20 protein-coding genes are annotated in these 16,665 nt (G+C 70.1%); 7 read left to right on the forward strand and 13 right to left on the reverse strand.

Features of this window, described 5'->3' with window-relative positions; genetic code table 11:
- From ACLQ6X_RS15130 to ACLQ6X_RS15145, 4 genes are all read right to left on the reverse strand, one after another.
- On the reverse strand, positions 1 to 1,901 hold a 1,901-nt coding region (locus ACLQ6X_RS15130), incomplete at its 3' end, for a TPM domain-containing protein (RefSeq protein WP_411700985.1).
- An 89-nt stretch (positions 1,902 to 1,990) separates the two neighbouring features.
- Positions 1,991 to 2,755: a hypothetical protein gene (locus ACLQ6X_RS15135; RefSeq protein ID WP_411700986.1), complete on the reverse strand. Its 765-nt coding sequence runs from the start codon at positions 2,753 to 2,755 to the stop codon at positions 1,991 to 1,993.
- On the reverse strand, positions 2,745 to 3,332 hold the full coding sequence (locus ACLQ6X_RS15140) for a sigma-70 family RNA polymerase sigma factor (RefSeq protein ID WP_411700987.1): 588 nt from the start codon (positions 3,330 to 3,332) through the stop codon (positions 2,745 to 2,747). The genes ACLQ6X_RS15135 and ACLQ6X_RS15140 overlap by 11 nt, the downstream gene beginning before the upstream one ends.
- A 78-nt stretch (positions 3,333 to 3,410) precedes the next feature.
- Positions 3,411 to 5,270, reverse strand: a complete 1,860-nt coding sequence (locus ACLQ6X_RS15145) for a phosphoenolpyruvate carboxykinase (GTP) (RefSeq protein WP_411700988.1) — start codon at positions 5,268 to 5,270, stop codon at positions 3,411 to 3,413.
- Positions 5,271 to 5,386: 116 nt separating this feature from the next.
- Between ACLQ6X_RS15145 and ACLQ6X_RS15150 the strand changes: the two genes are divergently transcribed.
- Positions 5,387 to 6,814, forward strand: coding sequence for a helix-turn-helix domain-containing protein (locus ACLQ6X_RS15150; protein ID WP_411700989.1), 1,428 nt, complete (start codon positions 5,387 to 5,389; stop codon positions 6,812 to 6,814).
- 18 nt (positions 6,815 to 6,832) lie between these two features.
- On the opposite strand, the gene ACLQ6X_RS15155 is transcribed toward ACLQ6X_RS15150, so the two are convergent.
- On the reverse strand, positions 6,833 to 7,948 hold the full coding sequence (locus tag ACLQ6X_RS15155; RefSeq protein ID WP_411700990.1) for a glycerate kinase: 1,116 nt from the start codon (positions 7,946 to 7,948) through the stop codon (positions 6,833 to 6,835).
- Between the two features lie 32 nt (positions 7,949 to 7,980).
- Here ACLQ6X_RS15155 and ACLQ6X_RS15160 point away from each other — a divergent pair, with 32 nt between their 5' ends.
- The 3 genes from ACLQ6X_RS15160 (at position 7,981) to ACLQ6X_RS15170 (ending at position 9,297) form a co-directional block, all read left to right on the forward strand.
- Complete coding sequence (locus tag ACLQ6X_RS15160; RefSeq protein WP_411700991.1) at positions 7,981 to 8,154, forward strand: hypothetical protein; 174 nt, start codon at positions 7,981 to 7,983, stop codon at positions 8,152 to 8,154.
- Positions 8,155 to 8,368: 214 nt separating this feature from the next.
- Positions 8,369 to 8,803 (forward strand): GNAT family N-acetyltransferase, encoded by a 435-nt coding sequence (locus ACLQ6X_RS15165; RefSeq protein ID WP_411700992.1) that lies wholly within the window; start codon positions 8,369 to 8,371, stop codon positions 8,801 to 8,803.
- Positions 8,800 to 9,297 carry a GNAT family N-acetyltransferase gene (locus ACLQ6X_RS15170; RefSeq protein WP_411700993.1) on the forward strand — a complete coding sequence of 166 codons (498 nt, stop codon included), beginning with the start codon at positions 8,800 to 8,802 and terminating at the stop codon, positions 9,295 to 9,297. The genes ACLQ6X_RS15165 and ACLQ6X_RS15170 overlap by 4 nt, the downstream gene beginning before the upstream one ends.
- Here the strand turns inward: ACLQ6X_RS15170 and ACLQ6X_RS15175 are convergent.
- Positions 9,294 to 10,076 carry a putative protein N(5)-glutamine methyltransferase gene (locus tag ACLQ6X_RS15175; RefSeq protein WP_411700994.1) on the reverse strand — a complete coding sequence of 261 codons (783 nt, stop codon included), beginning with the start codon at positions 10,074 to 10,076 and terminating at the stop codon, positions 9,294 to 9,296. The genes ACLQ6X_RS15170 and ACLQ6X_RS15175 overlap by 4 nt on opposite strands.
- Before the next feature lie 72 nt (positions 10,077 to 10,148).
- Here ACLQ6X_RS15175 and ACLQ6X_RS15180 point away from each other — a divergent pair, with 72 nt between their 5' ends.
- Positions 10,149 to 10,481: a DUF4190 domain-containing protein gene (locus ACLQ6X_RS15180; protein ID WP_411700995.1), complete on the forward strand. Its 333-nt coding sequence runs from the start codon at positions 10,149 to 10,151 to the stop codon at positions 10,479 to 10,481.
- 27 nt (positions 10,482 to 10,508) lie between these two features.
- Here ACLQ6X_RS15180 and ACLQ6X_RS15185 read toward each other — a convergent pair whose 3' ends face one another.
- From ACLQ6X_RS15185 to ACLQ6X_RS15200, 4 genes are all read right to left on the reverse strand, one after another.
- On the reverse strand, positions 10,509 to 10,895 hold the full coding sequence (locus ACLQ6X_RS15185) for a pyridoxamine 5'-phosphate oxidase family protein (RefSeq protein ID WP_411700996.1): 387 nt from the start codon (positions 10,893 to 10,895) through the stop codon (positions 10,509 to 10,511).
- 50 nt (positions 10,896 to 10,945) lie between these two features.
- On the reverse strand, positions 10,946 to 11,686 hold the full coding sequence (locus tag ACLQ6X_RS15190; RefSeq protein ID WP_411700997.1) for an EAL domain-containing protein: 741 nt from the start codon (positions 11,684 to 11,686) through the stop codon (positions 10,946 to 10,948).
- A gap of 109 nt (positions 11,687 to 11,795) precedes the next feature.
- Positions 11,796 to 13,097 carry a serine/threonine-protein kinase gene (locus ACLQ6X_RS15195; RefSeq protein WP_411700998.1) on the reverse strand — a complete coding sequence of 434 codons (1,302 nt, stop codon included), beginning with the start codon at positions 13,095 to 13,097 and terminating at the stop codon, positions 11,796 to 11,798.
- A gap of 2 nt (positions 13,098 to 13,099) precedes the next feature.
- Positions 13,100 to 13,420 carry a hypothetical protein gene (locus ACLQ6X_RS15200; RefSeq protein ID WP_411700999.1) on the reverse strand — a complete coding sequence of 107 codons (321 nt, stop codon included), beginning with the start codon at positions 13,418 to 13,420 and terminating at the stop codon, positions 13,100 to 13,102.
- A 143-nt stretch (positions 13,421 to 13,563) separates the two neighbouring features.
- On the opposite strand from ACLQ6X_RS15200, the gene ACLQ6X_RS15205 reads away from it, so the two are divergent.
- Complete coding sequence (locus ACLQ6X_RS15205; protein WP_411701000.1) at positions 13,564 to 13,827, forward strand: hypothetical protein; 264 nt, start codon at positions 13,564 to 13,566, stop codon at positions 13,825 to 13,827.
- Between the two features lie 87 nt (positions 13,828 to 13,914).
- On the opposite strand, the gene ACLQ6X_RS15210 is transcribed toward ACLQ6X_RS15205, so the two are convergent.
- The 3 genes from ACLQ6X_RS15210 to ACLQ6X_RS15220 form a co-directional block, all read right to left on the reverse strand.
- Positions 13,915 to 14,085, reverse strand: a complete 171-nt coding sequence (locus ACLQ6X_RS15210) for a CsbD family protein (protein ID WP_411701001.1) — start codon at positions 14,083 to 14,085, stop codon at positions 13,915 to 13,917.
- A gap of 89 nt (positions 14,086 to 14,174) precedes the next feature.
- Positions 14,175 to 14,900, reverse strand: a complete 726-nt coding sequence (locus ACLQ6X_RS15215; protein WP_411701002.1) for a cation transporter — start codon at positions 14,898 to 14,900, stop codon at positions 14,175 to 14,177.
- Entirely contained in the window at positions 14,897 to 15,247 is a 351-nt protein-coding gene (locus ACLQ6X_RS15220) for an ArsR/SmtB family transcription factor (protein WP_411701003.1), read from the reverse strand. Before ACLQ6X_RS15220 ends, ACLQ6X_RS15215 begins: the two co-directional genes overlap by 4 nt.
- Positions 15,248 to 15,333: 86 nt before the next feature.
- On the opposite strand from ACLQ6X_RS15220, the gene ACLQ6X_RS15225 reads away from it, so the two are divergent.
- Positions 15,334 to 16,653, forward strand: a complete 1,320-nt coding sequence (locus ACLQ6X_RS15225; RefSeq protein WP_411701004.1) for an NAD(P)-binding domain-containing protein — start codon at positions 15,334 to 15,336, stop codon at positions 16,651 to 16,653.
- The last annotated feature ends 12 nt before the right edge of the window (positions 16,654 to 16,665 follow it).

Genomic DNA, 16,665 nt, shown 5'->3' on the forward strand with positions numbered 1-16,665 from the left:
CCGCCGGACCGACCACCGCCGGACCATCCGCCGCCGCCCGACCAGCCGCCGCCGAAGCCGCCCCCGCCGCCCGAGAGCAGCCCGCCGAGGATGCCGCCGAGCAGCGCGCCGGTGTCGATGCCGCCGATGTTGCCGCCGCCGCCTCCGCCGAAGCCGCCCGAGGTCGAGCGGGAGAAGTCGTCGACGTCGCCCTGCGCGAGCTGTGTGCCCTGCTGGGCGAGGCTCGCGGCGCGATGTGCGGACGACAGCGCCGCGACCGGATCCGGCCCGGCGAGCGCAGCGGCTTCGTCGAGCGCCTGTCGCGCCGCCGAGAGCCGGGTGCGCGCATCGGTACCGATGCCGCCACGGCGGGTGGACAGGTACTGCTCGCCCGCCGAGATCTGGGTGCGCGCGCTCGCCATAACGCGCTCGAGCGAGGAACGGGCGCTCGCCTCGGCCTGCTGGCGGTCGCGCACGGCGGTGAGCGCCTGGGAGAGGGCCTCGTCGAGTCGCTCGACGCGCTGGAGGGAGTCGACCGGGTTGCGGTCGCTCTCGGGGAGGATGGCCGCGAGCCCCGCCGTGGCCGACTGCACGGGGGCGCTCAGGTCGGTCGTCGTGACCGCGCGGGCCTCCGCGATGTCGCGGTTCAGCTCGTCGATGGCGGCCTGCAGCGCGGTCTGGGCCTCCGCGAGTTCGCCAGCGAGCGCGTCGACGGCGTCGAGAAGCTGGGTGGCCTGGGCGACGCTCGACTGCGCGGCCCGAACGGCCACGGCCGCGGTTCCGTTGCCGCCGGAGGCGAGCGAGGCGCGGGCGTTCTTCGCGGTCGTGGCGGCCAGCGCGAGCAGCGTGCGCGCCTGGGCGGCGTTCTCGACGATGGTGGCGATGGTGGCGGGGGCGTAGCGCACGGCGAGCTGCTGCGTCGTGGCCTCGGTCGCCGCGAGCCGCGCCGCGAGAGCGGTGGCCGCGACATTCACCTCGTCGAGGATGCGTGGAGCGTTCTGTTCCAGCTCGCGCAGCGCATCGAATGCGTCGGCCTGTGCGTCGAGGTCGGCGTCGGCCTTCTCGGTGAGCTCGATGAGCTGCAGGGTGAGCGCGCGCTTCTCGTCGGACGACTCGGGGAACGCGTCGTCGAGCTTCTGCCGGATGGCGAATGCCTCGCCAACGGTGGTCTTCGCGGAGGCGAGCGCCGCGGCGAAGTCCCGCGTCGCATCCTCGCCGAACTGGGCGACGGCGAAGCCGAGCTCCTGCTCGCTCGTGCGCAGCGAGTCGTCCACCTCGACGAGCAGCCCTCCCGCGCGATGGTCGAGCTGCTGCTGGGTCGGCTGCCCCGACGGCAGGTTCTTCTCGCCGCTCTTCCGGCGTCGCGTCGCGCGCACCAGCAGGTAGACGATCACGCCGCCGACCGCGGCGACGACGAGCAGCACGATCGGCCACAGGGGAAGGCCGCCGGAATCGTTGCCCTCGCCGCGCAGGCCGTCGGCGAAGTCGATCGCGGCGTCGGCCCAGTTGTCGTCACGCAGCTGCGGGATGAGGGTGTTCTCGACGATCTCGTTGAGGTCGTCGTCGCTGAGGGCGAAGTCTTCGGTGACAGAGAGCTGGTACTGGCGGTCGTCGGTCGCTACCGCGAGCAGCGCGTCGTCGGGCCCGAGCCCGCTCAGTTCGGCCGTGGTGTCCGCCCAGTCGGCCGCCGAATCGGCGCCGGTGAAGCTGTCGACGTAGACCACGAACAGCTGGATGCCGGCCTCGTTGTAGAGCTGGTCGAGGGCCGACTCGATGCGGTCTTCGTCGCCGGTCACGACGCCCGACTGGTCGAGCACGTAGGCGCCGGCCAGATCGACGGGGTCCTGCGCGTGCGCGGCCGCGGGGGCGATTCCCAGTAGCGCGATGACGAGCGCGGCGCCCCACACGATTCGCGACTTCATCGACTCTTCTCCTCGGCTGTTACCCCAGTCAGTGAGGCGATTCTAGCGAGTCGAGCGCGGCGCGAACCTGAGTGTTCCTATCGGGGCGGTCAGCCGATGCGCACGGTCGTTCCCGGTCCGGTGACGAGCTCGGCGACCCCGTCGATCGAAACGTCGGCGGCCGCGGTGACGGTGTACTCGCCTGCGGCAACCGGCGGCAGGTCGGCGCGGAACGCCTCGGCCGTGTCATCCTCCGTCGCGCAGACGACGGGGGTGAAGGATGCGGCGAACTCGAGCGATTCGCCGGGCGCGAGCGAGACGTCCTGGATCGACAGGATCGTCGGTCCGTTGCTGTGCCAGAGCACGATGCCGGCCTGGGAGAGCGTGACGGCGGGGGTCGGCCCCGTGTAGCCGACCACGGTCTCGGTGCCGGTGTTGGTGAGCGTCGCGGTTCCGAGGACGGGCGCGGTTCCGACCGGCGCGTCGGGGAACTCGAGGGTGAGCACGAGCCCGGTCGCGCTCGGCGCCACCTCGGCGAGCGGGCCGCCGCAGAGGTTGATGCGCTCGGCCGGCGCGCGCTTGATGCCCGCGGCGTCGCCCCCCAACGTGGCCTCGGTCGCGCCCTTCGCGCCGCCGTCCGGTTCGGCCGGCGCCTGTTCCGAGACCGCCGAGTCGCTGGTCGACTGGGCGCCGCCCAGCCCCTGTAGCCCGGCCACGCCGAGCCCGCCGATGCCCAGGGCGAACGCGCCGCCGATGCCCACCTGCGCGGGCAGCCTGCGCGTCTTACTGCGCCTGATGACGGCCGCCGTGTCGATCGGCCGCATCGTCGGGGTGTCGCCCCGGAAGAGGTCGCGGAGGTTCGGTTCAGTTGCCATTGCGTGCTCCCAGTGCGGTCGTGCGAGGTGCGGTCGGGCGGGGTCCGGTAGGCCGGTGGTCGGTGCCGTCCGGCTCGGCGAGCGAGACCGCCATTTTCGCGAGCCCGTCGCTCAGGTAGCGCTTGACGGCGCCGGAACTCAGCTCGAGGGTCTCGGCGATGTCGTCGACCTTGAGGTCGTCGTAGTAGCGCAGCACGAGGCAGGCCCGCTCGCGCGGCGTGAGCTTGCGCAGTTCTTCGTGCAGGTCGATGCGCGATTCGCTCTGCGCCGAGGGGGAGTCCGCGACATCCGGAACCGCCGTCAGGTGCGCGATCTTGCGCCAGCGCGTCGTTCGTCTGCCGCGGTCGATGTAGGTGTTCAGGATGGCGCGGCGAACGTAGCCCTCCGCGCTGGCGACCGAGAAGCCGTTGCGCAGGCGACCGAAGGTCTTCACGAGGGCGTCCTGCACCAGATCGGCCGCGTCGTCCTGACTGCCGCAGACGAAGTAGGCGTAGCGCGTGAGCGCGTCGCCGCGCTCGGCGACGAGCCTCGTCACCACCTGCTGCCACTGCGGTTGGTCTAGGGCTGCCTCTGCCACACGTGCCTCCTGGATAGTGCCTCTATCATCCAAGACGCGCGGGGGTGCCGGAACGTTGGGCCAGCCCAGCCGGTGGGGTCAGGCCAGTCGTGCGCGCAGGCCCTCCAGCTGCTCGGTCAGCTGCGCCGGCACGCGCTCGCCGAACCCGGCGAAGAACTCCTCCACGCCGTCGACCTCGCGGCGGTAGGCGGAGGCGTCGACCTCGAACAGTTTGTCCCAGTCGCCGGACGCGAGGTCGAGGCCGGCCGTGTCGATCGCGCCGGGCGCCGGCAGCACGCCGATCGCGCTCTCCACGCCGTCGGCCGTGCCCTGCACGCGGTCGAGGATCCACGCGAGCACACGGGAGTTCTCGCCGAACCCGGGCCAGAGGAAACGGCCGCCGTCGTCTTTGCGGAACCAGTTCACCTGGAACACCGCCGGAGCGTTTTCGAGGGCAGCCCCCACCTCGAGCCAGTGCGCCCAGTGGTCGGCCATGTTGTAGCCGCAGAACGGCGCCATCGCGAACGGGTCGCGGCGCAGCTCGCCGACGGTGCCTTCGGCGGCCGCGGTGCGCTCGCTCGAGATCGTGGCGCCCAGGTAGACGCCGTGCTCCCAATCCCGCGCCTCCACCACGAGCGGCACGGTGCTGGCGCGGCGGCCGCCGAAGACTATCGCGTCGATCACGACGCCCTCCGGGTCGTCCCAGGAGTTCGCGATGGTCGGGCACTGGCGTGCGGCGACCGTGAAGCGGGAGTTCGGATGCGCGGCGGGCGTCGCGTGCGACGGCGTCCAGTCGTTGCCGCGCCAGTCGACGAGGTGTGCCGGCGCCTGGTCGGTCATGCCCTCCCACCACACGTCGCCGTCGTCGCGCATTGCGACGTTGGTGAAGATCGTGTTGCCCCACACCGTGTCGATGGCGACGGGGTTGGTGGAGACGCCGGTGCCGGGGGCGACGCCGAAGAAGCCCGCCTCGGGGTTGATCGCGCGCAGGCGGCCGTCGGCGTCGGGGCGCAGCCAGGCGATGTCGTCGCCGATGGTCTCCACGCGCCAGCCCGGGACCGTGGGCTGCAGCATCGCCAGGTTGGTCTTGCCGCACGCGCTCGGGAAGGCGGCGGCCACGTGGAAGACCCGGCCCGACGGGTTGGTGACCTTGATGATGAGCATGTGCTCGGCGAGCCAGCCCTCGTCGCGGGCCATCACCGAGGCGATGCGCAGCGCGAAGGCCTTCTTGGCGAGCAGCGCGTTGCCCCCGTAGGCCGAGCCGAACGACCAGATCTCGCGCGTCTCGGGGAAGTGCGAGATGAACTTCGTCTCGCTGCACGGCCACGCCACGTCGCTCTGCCCCGGCGATAGCGGCGCCCCCACCGAGTGCACCGCCGGAACCCACCGGGTGTCGTCGTCGATCAGGGCGAGGGCGCCCGAACCCATGCGCGTCATGATGCCGGTCGAGACGACGACATAGGGGGAGTCGGTGACCTGCACGCCGAGCTTCGCGAGCGGGGAGCCCAGCGGGCCCATCGAGAACGGAACCACATACATCGTGCGGCCGCGCATGCTGCCGGCGAAGAGGGGCTCGAGCGTGGCGCGCATCTCGGCCGGGTCACGCCAGTTGTTGGTGGGGCCGGCGTCGCTCTCCAGCGCCGAGCAGATGAACGTGCGGTCTTCGACACGGGCGACGTCGCTCTCGTCGCCGCGCGCGAGGAAACTGTTGGGACGCAGTTCGGGGTTCAGCCGGGTGAGCGTTCCCTGCTCGAGCATGAGCTTCGTGAGCAGGTCGTTCTCCCGCAGCGACCCGTCGCACCAGACGACGTCGTCGGGTGTGGTCAGGGCCGCGATCGAGGCGACCCAGGCGACGACGGATGCCGCGGCGCCGGCGGGAACGCCGGGGGCGAGTTTTTCGGCCGGGTGCTGCTGGCGGGCGGTGATGGCGGTGGGCGCGGTGCGGGCGAGAAGGCTCATCCTGTGCTCCAATTCGATGCGTAAATTTGCTCGTAGTTACATGGTGCGGCGGAAACAACCGGGCGATCACGAAAAACTTCTAGAAAGAAACCCGATTCTTTAGATATGGTCGGCAAATGAAGGATCTTGCGACGCTCGGCCACCGCATCCGGCACTTCCGCGCCGACGCCGGGCTCACTCTCGACCAACTCGGCCAACTCGTCGGCATCGCCGGCAGCCAGCTGTCGCTCATCGAGAACGGACGGCGGGAGCCCCGCCTCAGTCTCATCGGATCGATCGCGGCCGCCCTCGGTGTCGACGTGTCCGAGCTGCTCGACGATGCGCCGCCGAGCGAGCGCGCGGGTCTCGAGATCGAGCTGGAACGTCTGCAGCGGGGGAGCGTCTATGCCTCGCTGGGGCTGCCTGCCGTGCGACCGGGCAAGAACGTGGCCGACGAGACCCTCGCGGCGCTCGTCGGGCTGCACCGGGAACTCGCACGGCGCTCGCGCGAGGCGATCGCCACCCCCGAGGAGGCGAGACGCGCCAACACCGAGCTGCGGCAGAGACAGCGTTCGCTCGACAACCACATGGCCTCGATCGAGGACATCGCCGAGAGGGAGGTGGCGGCTGTCGGGCACGTCGGCGGCGCGCTCACCCACCGGTCGGTGACCCGCATGGCCGAGAGGCTGGGCTTCGAACTCGTGCACGTGGACGACCTGCCGCACTCCGCCCGCTCGGTGACCGACCTGGAGAACGGCCGCATCTACCTGCCGCCCGCGTCGATCCCCGGCGGGCACGGGCTGCGCTCGATGGCCCTGCAGGCGATGGCGCACCGCGTGCTCGGACACTCCGAGCCCGGGAGCTACGCCGACTTTCTGCAGCAGCGGCTCGAGATCAACTACTTCGCCGCCGCCTGCCTGATGCCGCGACGCCAGTCGGTGGACTTCCTGCGCGAGGCCAAGGGCAAGCACGATATCGCCGTCGAAGACTTCCGCGACGCCTTCGGAACCACACACGAGAGCGCCGCGTTGCGGTTCACGAACCTGGCGACCGCCCACCTCGACATGGAGGTGCACTTCCTGCGGGTCGGCGACGACGGTGCCGTGTACAAGGCCTACGAGAACGACGGGCTGCGCCTCCCCGTCGACGTGACCGGATCGACGGAGGGCCAGTTGGTCTGCCGGCACTGGAGTTCACGCGTGGCGTTCGCCCGCACCAACCGCACGACCGAGTTCTACCAGTACACCGACACGCCCGAGGGCACGTTCTTCGACTCGACGCAGACCGGATCCACGAGCGCGGGGGAGTTCTCGATCACCGTCGGGGTGCCGTTCGTGCACTCGAAGTGGTTCCGCGGTCGCGAGACGACGAACCGGCTGTCGTCGACCTGCCCGGACGAGTCGTGCTGCCGCCGCCCCGACTCGGGACTCTCGCAGCGGTGGAGCGGCAAGGCCTGGTCGAGCGCCAAGCTGCACGCCCACATCCTCTCGCCGCTGCCGTCCGGAACGTTTCCCGGCGTCGACGACCAGGAGCTCTACGAGTTTCTGGAGCGCCACGCCGGATAGGCCGTGCGGGTGCGTTGCTCAGTCGGCGTCGGCGCCGAAGTGGCGGGCCGCCGAGGCGCCGGCGTCGCGCAACCAGTGGGCCGGCTCCGCGATCGCCGCCTCCACCGAGCCCGCCAGGTCGGTGAGCGACGCGGTCCAGACCGGCCGGCCGCGCACCACGGCGGTCGCCGCGATCTGCCCGGCGATGACCCCCGCGCGCACGTCACGCTCCTCGGCCCGCTGCAGCAGCTGGCCGACCACCTTTCCGCCGAGCGACTGGCTGTCGAACCGGCCCTCGCCGAGGATCAGCACGTCGGCACCGTCGATCGCCGCGCCGAGTCCGCTGAGCACGGCCAGGTAGTCCGCGCCCGACTCGACGGTGGCGCCCCAGACCGAGGCGAAGCCGAATCCCGCGCCGCCCGCCGCGCCGGCGCCGGCCTGTGCCGCGTCGCCGCCGAGCACGCGCGCCAGGTTCGCGAGGGCGCCGTCGAGGAAATCGACGTCGGGGGGCGTCGCGCCCTTCTGCGGCCCGAAGACCGCGGCCGCGCCCGCCGGGCCGAGCAGGGGAGCGGTGACATCGGTGAGCAGCACGACGCCGCCGGCGGGGGCGGCACGGAGATCCGTGCGGTCGACGCTCTGCAGCCGGTCGAGGGCGGCCCCACCGTCGGGGAGCGGCGACCCCGTGTCATCCGCGAGTCGCAGCCCGAGAGCGGCGAGGGCTCCGGTGCCTCCGTCGGTCGAGGCGGAACCGCCGAGACCGATCACGAGCGCCGTGGCTCCGGCGTCGAGCGCCGCGGCGATGACCTCGCCGAGTCCGCGCGTCGTCGCGCCGAGGGCGTCGGACGCCGACATGAGGGGCAGGCCGCTCGACTGGGCGAGTTCGACGACCGCCGCGCCGCTCGGAAGCTCGAGCCATTCGCCGGGGGTGGGGCGGCCGTCGGGGCCGGTCACCAGGCCGGCGGAGCGTCGCACGGATCCCGCGACGGCGGCCTCGATCGCGTCGATGGTGCCCTCGCCGCCGTCGGCCTGGGGAATGAGGGTGAGTTCGTCGCCGGGGCTCACGCTGCGCCAGCCGGCGGCGATCGCGTCGGCGACCTCGCGGGCGGACAGCGAACCTTTGAACGAATCGGGGGCAATGACAACTGACGGCGACATGGCGCCAGCGTATCGGAGGCTAGAATCACAGCATGAACGTCATCGCCTTCGTCGTGTCCCTGGGTCTCTTCGTCGGAGGGATCCTGCTGATGGGCTACTCCTTCGAAATCGAGGGTCTCCAGTTGCCGAGCTTCTTCGCCGGCCTGCTCATCACGAGCGCCGGCGTCGCGCTCCCCATCCACGTACTGAAGCGAATTGACGGCTAACGCCACAACCGATCGAGGGAGTCACCATGGCTGACAAATCACCCAAGAAGTCCACACCGAAGACCGCTGCCGGAAAGTCGCTGAAAGAAAAGCGCGCCGACAAGAAGGCCAAGGCCAGCGACAAGAACCGCTAGCCGACCTGCGAATGCCCGACACCGCGAGGTGCCGGGCATTCGTGCGTTAATCCGTCACTGCGGGGGTGTTGGATGGAGACATGGCAGCAGCGGTGACCCTCAGGCAGAGCAGCGAGGCGGATGCGGCGTGGATCGCCGATCTCAGGGCCGAGGTTATGCGTGCCGACCTCGAGCGGCTCGGACGGTTCGACCCCGTGTGGGTGCGCGAGCGGTTCCTGCGCGGATTCGCGGCCGGCAACACCCGGCTCATAGCCGTCGACGGCGAGACCGTCGGTTCGGTCGCGCTGCGTTCCGAGCCGAACGAGCACTGGATCGAGCATTTCTACATCGCGTCCGCGCGCCAGGGCCGCGGCATCGGCGGGCAGGTGCTACGTCGGGTGATGGGCGAGCGTCGAGACGCCCGCCCGTTCCGGCTCAACGTGCTGCAGGGCAGCGCGGCGCGCGGGCTCTACGAGCGGCACGGTTTCCGCTTCGAGCACGCCGACGAGATCGACGTCTTTATGGTGGCGCCGTGACCTTCGCCGTCCGCAGCACCCGCGCCGACGACTGGCGCGAGGTGAAGGCGCTGCGCCTCGAGATGCTCGCCGACACCCCGAACGCCTTCGGTGAGACGCTGGCTCAGGCGCTCGAGCACACCGAGAGCGAGTGGCGCGCGCTGGCCGCGCGGGGCGAGAACCCGGCGGGGGCCCAGCTGGTGGCGGTCGCCGACGACGGGCGCTGGATCGGCACGATGGGAGCCTACGTGACGGCCCGCTCCGAGGCGCTGCTGGTCGGCGTCTACGTGACGCCCGCGTACCGGGGGATCCGGAGCGGGGTGACGGATGCCCTGCTGTCCGCCGTCGAGGACTGGTGCAGACCGCGCTTCGTCACCCTGACCCTGCACGTGCACGAGCAGAACCCGCGTGCGCGTGCCGCGTACGAGCGGCGCGGCTTCGAGTACACCGGTGCGCGCCTGCCCTACGTGTTGGACCCCGCCGAGTTCGAACTGGCGATGGTCAAGCGCCTCTAGTGGTCTCCCGCCCCGCGCTCGCGGGTGCAGACCACCGCCGTCGCGTCGAGCTCGGCCGAGCGTGCGACCCGCGCGTTCAGACCGGCGCGCTCGGCGAGCTCGAGGGTCGCGGCTGCCTGACGCTCGCTCGACTCGATGATCAGCCGGCCGCCGGGCGCGAGCCAGTGCGGCGCGTCGGCGGTGATCCGGCGGTGCAGGTCGAGACCGTCGACGCCGCCGTCGAGGGCGACGCGCGCCTCGAACAGCCGGGCTTCGCGCGGCATCCACGCGATGTGGTCGGTCGGAACGTAGGGCGCGTTGGCGACGACCAGATCGACGCCGCCGCGCAGCCGCTGAGGCAGCGGCGCGAACAGGTCGCCCTCGAAGACGGCGTCGGCGGGCAGGTTGCGGCGCGCGTTGTGCACGGCCGCCGGGTCGATGTCGGTCGCGAGCACGGTGATCGTCGGCTCGGCGGCGAGTAGTGCCGCGCCGACCGCGCCGGTACCGCAGCAGAGGTCGACCACGGTGCGCCCGGCCAGGTCGACCTCGGTGGCACAGCGCACGAGCAACTCGGTGCGCCGGCGCGGCACAAATACGCCGGGCTCCCCGGCGAGGCGCAGGCCGGCGAACTCGACCGCGCCGAGCACCGTCTCGAGCGGTAGCCCGTCGACTCGGGAGGCGACCATGCGTTCGAGGTCGGCCTCCGACTCGGCGGCCTCCACGAGCATCCGCGCCTCGTCTTCGGCGAACACGCACCCGGCCGCGCGCAATCGGTCGACAAGATCTGCGCGTTCAGACATCACTTCAGCGTACCGAGGCGACTTCGGCGGCGATAGAAGCGGTGCGACCGCCCGTGCCGCTACGCTCGGGGCATGAGCGATCTTCCCCAGGTTCCCGAGCCCGCCCGGTATTCGACGCCCGCCACACCGCCGCCGTACGGCGCCTACCCGACCGCGCCGCGCACGAACGTTCTGGCCATCATCTCTCTTGTCGCCGCGTTCGTCATGCCGGTCGTCGGCGTCATCACCGGCCACATCGCCATGTCGCAGATCCGACGCACCGGCGAACAGGGCGAAGGACTCGCGAAGGCCGGGCTCATCCTGAGCTACGTCTTCATCGCCCTCGGCATCCTCGCCGTGATCGCCTACATCATCTTCTTCGTCGTGCTGATCTCCGCGAGCGAGTACTCGAACTCCGACTTCTAGCCCGCGGTGGGCTAGCCCGACAGTCCGCTACTCCCGCAGGCCGATCGAGGCGAGCACCCGGTCGACGTCGATGCGGATCACGACCCGCTTCGGGTTCGGCTGCGGCTGGCGGTACCGGGCGGCGTACAGGTTCTCGGCGAGCGTGATGTCGGCGCGGTCGCGCTCGATCACGGCGTTGCCGACGAAGCTGATCCAGCGCCGGCCGTCGACCTGACCGACGGTCGCCCGTGCGTCGCGCTCGATGTTGCGCACCTTCTGGGTACCGTCGCCCGTGATGATGCGCACCACGCCGTCGTGCAGAGTGAATCCGACGGCGATCTGGTGGATGGCGCCGTCGCGCGCCATGGTCGACAGCATGGCGAGGTGACGGTCGGAGACGAATTCGAGCCCGGCGTCGGTAAGTTCTGTGGTCACGTCATCAATCTATTCGGCACGGCTGAACACGAGGGTCGGCGGGCGCCGGACTACGCGACGGCCAGCAGCTGGGCGATGGCGTGCTCGGTGGTGGGGCGGCTGAACAGGTACCCTTGGGCGCGGTCGCAGCCGAGCTCGATGCACCATTCGAAGTGTTCTTCGGTCTCGACGCCCTCGGCGACGACCCGGAGCCCGTAGTCGTGCGCGGTTCGCACGGCCGCGCGCAGGAGCGCGGCCGACGCCTCCATGTCGCGAATGAGCGACTGGTCGATCTTCAGCTCGGTGGCCGGCAGCACGAGCAGCCGGTCGAGGGAGGAATGGCCGGTTCCGAAGTCGTCGACCGAAATGCCGAGACCCAGCTCGCGCAGCTCGACGAGCCGTTCGCTCACCTCGGGAACGTCGGCGATGGGCAGCGATTCGGTGACCTCGACGGTGATGTTGGCGGGCGACAGCGCGTGTCGCTGGATGTTCTGCTGCACACGGTCGAGGAACTCGAGGTCGAGCAGCTGTGCGGCCGAGACGTTCACGGCCACGTCGATGCGGTGGCCGAGGGCGAGGAAGTCCGCTGCCAGACGGCAACCCTCGTCGATCATGAAGTCACCGATCCGATTGATCAGGTGGTGCTCCTCGGCGATCGGGATGAAGATCTCTGGGGGCACCGAACCGAGCTCGGGGTGATTCCAGCGGGCGAGCGCCTCGACCGCCACGATCTGGCGCGTCTGCACATCGATCTGCGGTTGGAAGAGGGCGACTATCTCGCCGCGGTCGACGGCACCTTCGAGGTCGGACACTAGATTCACTTCGCACTCCGGATCACGTCGTAGGCTTTGCAATCTCACAAGCCTCGTTGTCGCGCAACCCTTTTGCAATGGTAATTTCGGTGCGCCGACTTGACGTACGCTACGCGCCCTGCGGTGAGGCTGCCGGGTCGGTGCTGCGGGACAACTCGAATTCCCGCTCGGCGAGAGCCGCGACATCCGCAAGATTCTGCTCGTCGTATGCTGACGCCACGTGCTGCTGTTCGTCAAGCACCCAGATCGTTCCGAGTCGGCGGTTGTCGTGGCCCGAGAGCACCGAACCGGTGACGCGTCGCATATACGAGCTGCCGGGCACCAGAGGGCTCGGGCTGTCGCGCGGGTCGACCAGGAGCGCGGACTGGTCGATGAGATGGGCGTCGATTCCGACGTGGGAGACGATGGTGGGCTCGCCGTTCTCGTCGGCGACGATGATGACGATGGCGGCGTTGAGAAGCCGCGATGCGACGCGCGCGATGCGGGCGAAGACTTCGGATGACACCTCGGTCACCGTCGCGGCGGCGGGCACGACGCCCACGGGTTCTGCGGAAGACGCCTCCGCTTTGCGTTCGAGCCCGATGAGCTCGCCCAGCGCCTGCACGACCTGGGTGCTCGACGGCCGGTCTGCGGGCTCGCGAGCGGTCATCGCCGACAGCAGCGCCGCCCAGGGGGCCGAGAGCGTCGTCGGAATCACGGGGTCGCGCACGAGGCGGCCGGTCGCGCTCTCGAGCTGCGTGCCCGGGAACTCGTTCTTACGGGTGAAGCACTCCAGCAGGCTGAGGCCGAGGGAATAGACGTCGGACGCCGGCAGGATCGTGTCGCGCATCGCCTGCTCGGGGCTCAGGTAGGCGGCGGTGCCCAACGTCTCGCCCGAGTCGGTCACGTGCGTCTCCATCAGCACGGCGATACCGAAGTCGGCGAGTTTTGCGCGCCGACGCTCGTCATTGCTGCCGTAACGGACCATGAGCATGTTCGCCGGCTTGACGTCGCGGTGGATGACGCCGTTGCCGTGGATGTACTGCAGGCCCTCGGCGATGTCGAAGCCGATCTGTGCGATCTCCAGACCGGTGAGGCGCTCGGTCTCGATGAGCGTCTTGAGGGTGGAACCGGTGACGAGTTCCATCACGAGGTACATGCGGGATCGCGCGCGGTTCTTGTTGGCGACGATTCCGGCGTCGATCAGCGTCACCAGGCCATGGTGATTCAGCCGCGCGAGCACCTGGAGCTCGTGCTCCTGGCTCGACACCTCGGCGATCTCACCGAGAGGGGCGTTGAAGAGCTTGACCGCGACCTCCCGGTCGAGGAACTCGTCGTGAGCGCGGTACACCGAGGCCATGCCGCCGGTGCCGATGAGCGACAGGATCTGGTAGCGATCGTTCAGCCGCGAGTACGGCTGGGTGTCGGGCACGCTCAATCTTCTTCGGGAACCGCGGGCTTCTCCGCCGGTTCCTCGGTGACCTGCATTCCGAGCGGGGTCGCCGCCGTCAGCATCAGCTGGTCGAGCCAGGTGCGGTTGACGCTCGCCGCGCGCGAACCGGAGTAGAAGAAGTGCAGGGGGACGCCGTTGTCGATCCAGATCGAGTGGCGGCCGCTGCCCTGCTTGTGGTGGATTTCCCAGGTGAGGAAGAAGTGCTCGGCACGCCGAAGCTTCGCGCTGATCGCGATTTGCAGGTGAGTCGCAGTTCGGTCGTCGAACTCGAACTCTTCGCTGTTGTACTTCAGGTAACCCACGTGCGGTCTCGTCTCATTTAGGGCAACTTCTGCGCTGAAAGTCGTGCGCGATCGACGCGAAGGCGGTGAACTGCCTTCGCTCAAGGGTAACGTGTGACGTCGAGTGGTAATTGCGCCCTCGGAATTAGGAGTATGGGGTTTCAGTGATCATCAACAGGCTGACGGTCGACGGCAGAGACTATTTCCTCCCGGAACCGATCACCGAACTGCGCGAGCAGATTCTGAAGGCGATCCAGAACGGTGGCGGTTACGTCAACATCCCACCGCTCAACAGCGGACCCGGGGTAGACATCCTGTTCTCTCCCGGCATGCCGGTCGTCTGGGCGCAGATCGCCATGGGCGGCGACCCGGGCGACCAGCCGTCGACGCCTCTCGAGCACCACGACGGAGCACTGGACTCGCTGTAGACCCTCACGAGGCCCTACACGACGAACGCCCCGCACAACGAAGGCCCCGACGCAATGCGTCGGGGCCCGAATCGTTGAGTAGGCGTCTTACTTGAAGACGTCCTTGATGTTCTCGCCGGCCTGCTTGGCGCTCGCCTTGGACTGGTCGTTGCGACCCTCCTGGGCGGTGTCGTGATCGTTGGTGGCATTGCCGAGGGCTTCCTTGGCCTTGCCGGCTGCCTTCTCGGCGGCGTTCTGAATCTTGTCTCCAGCACTCATAGTGCACCCGCTTTCTTCGTTGAGGTGCCTGCCACGGTACGCCGCACCGCGCTGGAAGAACCCCTCATTGCGCGAGAGACGGTCGCGCGCTAGGCCGGGCTAGTGCCGTCGTGCTCGTGGCCGTCGTGCTCATGGGGCGGGCGCTCGCCGGTCAGCACCGAGATCGGTTCCGCGCACGAATCGCCTCTCCATGCCTCGAGGCCCTCGCGGATCGCGAAGACCGCGATCACGAGTGCCGCCACCGAGTCTGCCCACGCCCAGCCGAGAAGCGTGTTGAGCACGAGGCCGGCGAGAAGTGCGGCGGAGAGGTAGCTGCAGATCAGCGTCTGCTTCGAGTCGGCGATCGCCGAGGCCGACCCGAGCTCGATGCCCGTGCGTCGTTCGGCCCAGCTGAGCAAGGGCATGACGGCGAGGCTCACCGCGGCGAGCACGATGCCCACCGTGCTGTGTTCCGCCTCGCGCGCCCCGAACAACGACAGGGCGACGTCCACCATGACGTAGGCGGCCAGCCCGAAGAACGAGACGGCGATGACGCGCAGGGCGACTCTCTCGCGTTTTTCGGGATCTGGCGCCGCGAACTGCCAGGCGACCGCCGCGGCCGACAGCACCTCGACGATCGAGTCGAGCCCGAACCCGATGAGGGCGGCCGACGACGCCGCCGTGCCCGCCGCGAGCGCGATGACCGCTTCGACCACGTTGTAGCCGATCGTGAGGCCGACGATGATGCGGATGCGGCGCTGGAGGACACTTTTCCGTGGGGGGCCGAGCGCGCCACGCGCGGGCTGTCGCGGCTCGGGTGCGGTGGGGCTCGTCACGACGACAGCAGCGCCCGGGCGCTCGAGTCGAGGGCTTCCGGCACCACGCGGTAGTACGCCCACTTGCCGCGTTGCTCGCGGGTGGCGAGACCCGCGGCGACGAGCTTGCCCATGTGGTGGGAGACGGTCGGTTGCGCCAGTCCGACGGGCGCGGTGAGATCGCAGATGCAGGCCTCGCCCCTGTCGCTCGCGGCGATGAGCGACAGTAGCCGCACGCGGGTCGGGTCGCCGAGCGCCTTGAACACCCGGGCGATGCGCTCGGCCTGCTCGACGTCGAGCGCGCCGCCCGTGACGGTGGCGCAGCAGGAGGCGAGATCGGCGTCGAGGAGGGGGAGTGCCGTGGTCATGAAACGATCATGCCAGTCATATTGACATCTGTCGATACATCGACGAGTCTCGATGCATACGAGTGCCCGATGCGAGGAGATAAGCCGTGAACGCACTACCCGTCGTTGTCATCGGGGCCGGCCCCCAGGGGCTCGCCGCGGCAGCTCACCTGCTGGAGCGCGGGCTGGTGCCGCTCGTCGTCGAGGCCGGCACCGGCCCGGGCTCCGCCGTGTTTGAGTGGGGCCACGTGCGCCTGTTCTCCGACTGGAGCGAGCTGGTCGATGCCTCCGCCGCCCGACTGCTCGCGCCGACCGGCTGGGCGACCCCGGCGAAGGGCTACCCGACGGGTGCCCAGTGGGTGTCGCAATACCTGGCACCGCTCGCAGCCGTCCTGGGTGACAGGGTGCGCTACGGCACACGCGTGACCGGTGTCGGGCGCAAGGGGCCCGACGGCCTCGTCGACTCCGGGCGGGCGGGTCGGCCGTTCGCCGTGCACGTCACCGACGCTGCCGGCGCCGAGTCTCGCATCGACGCGCGCGCCGTCATCGACGCTTCGGGCACGTGGGCGCAACCGGGCCCGGCAGGTGCCGACGGGCTTCCCGCCCTCGGTGAGCGCGCGGCATCCGAGCACCTCTCCTACCGCATCCCCGACTTCGCCGACCCCGAACCGTTTGCCGGCCGGCACACCGTCGTCGTCGGCAGCGGTCACTCGGCCGCCACGGCGGTCAATGAGCTCGTGCGCGTCGCGAAGCGGCACCCGGCTACGCGAATCACCTGGGTGCTCCGTCGCGGAACCGTCGGCAACACGTTCGGCGGCGGCGATGCCGACGAACTTCCCGCGCGCGGCGCGCTCGGCGCCCGGGCCAGAGAGGCCGTGGAGGCGGGAATCGTCGACCTGGTCACCGGCTTCCGGATCGAGTCCGTGACTGGCACCGACGGTGGCGCCGTGCTCGCCTCCGAAGACGGCCGCGAGCTTCCCGTCGCACACCGTGTCGTGGTGCTCACCGGGTTCCGAGCCGACCTGTCGTTCCTGTCGGAGCTGCGCCTCGAGCTCGATCCGACGCTGCAGGCGCCCGTGCGCATCGCGGCCAATGTCGACCCGAAGGTGCACAGCTGCGGGTCGGTGCGGGCCACCGGCGCGAGCGACCTGGCGCACCCCGAGGCGGACTTCTACCTCGTCGGGGCCAAGTCGTACGGGCGAGCACCCACGTTCCTCGCCCTCACCGGCTACGAGCAGGTGCGCAGCGTCGTCGCGGCGCTCGCCGGCGACCACGCCGCCGCGGCGCGCACCCAGCTCGTGCTGCCGGACACGGGGGTGTGCGGCGGATCCGGAACGTTCGACGTCTCCGGCGAGGGCGACGGGGGGAATTGCTGCACGCCGTCACCCACACTGATCCAGATCGGGCGAGCTCCGACGTCCGTCTAGGGGAGCCACGCC

Origin of the sequence: Conyzicola sp. (genome assembly GCF_046714715.1) — a bacterium.
Classification (GTDB): domain Bacteria; phylum Actinomycetota; class Actinomycetes; order Actinomycetales; family Microbacteriaceae; genus Conyzicola.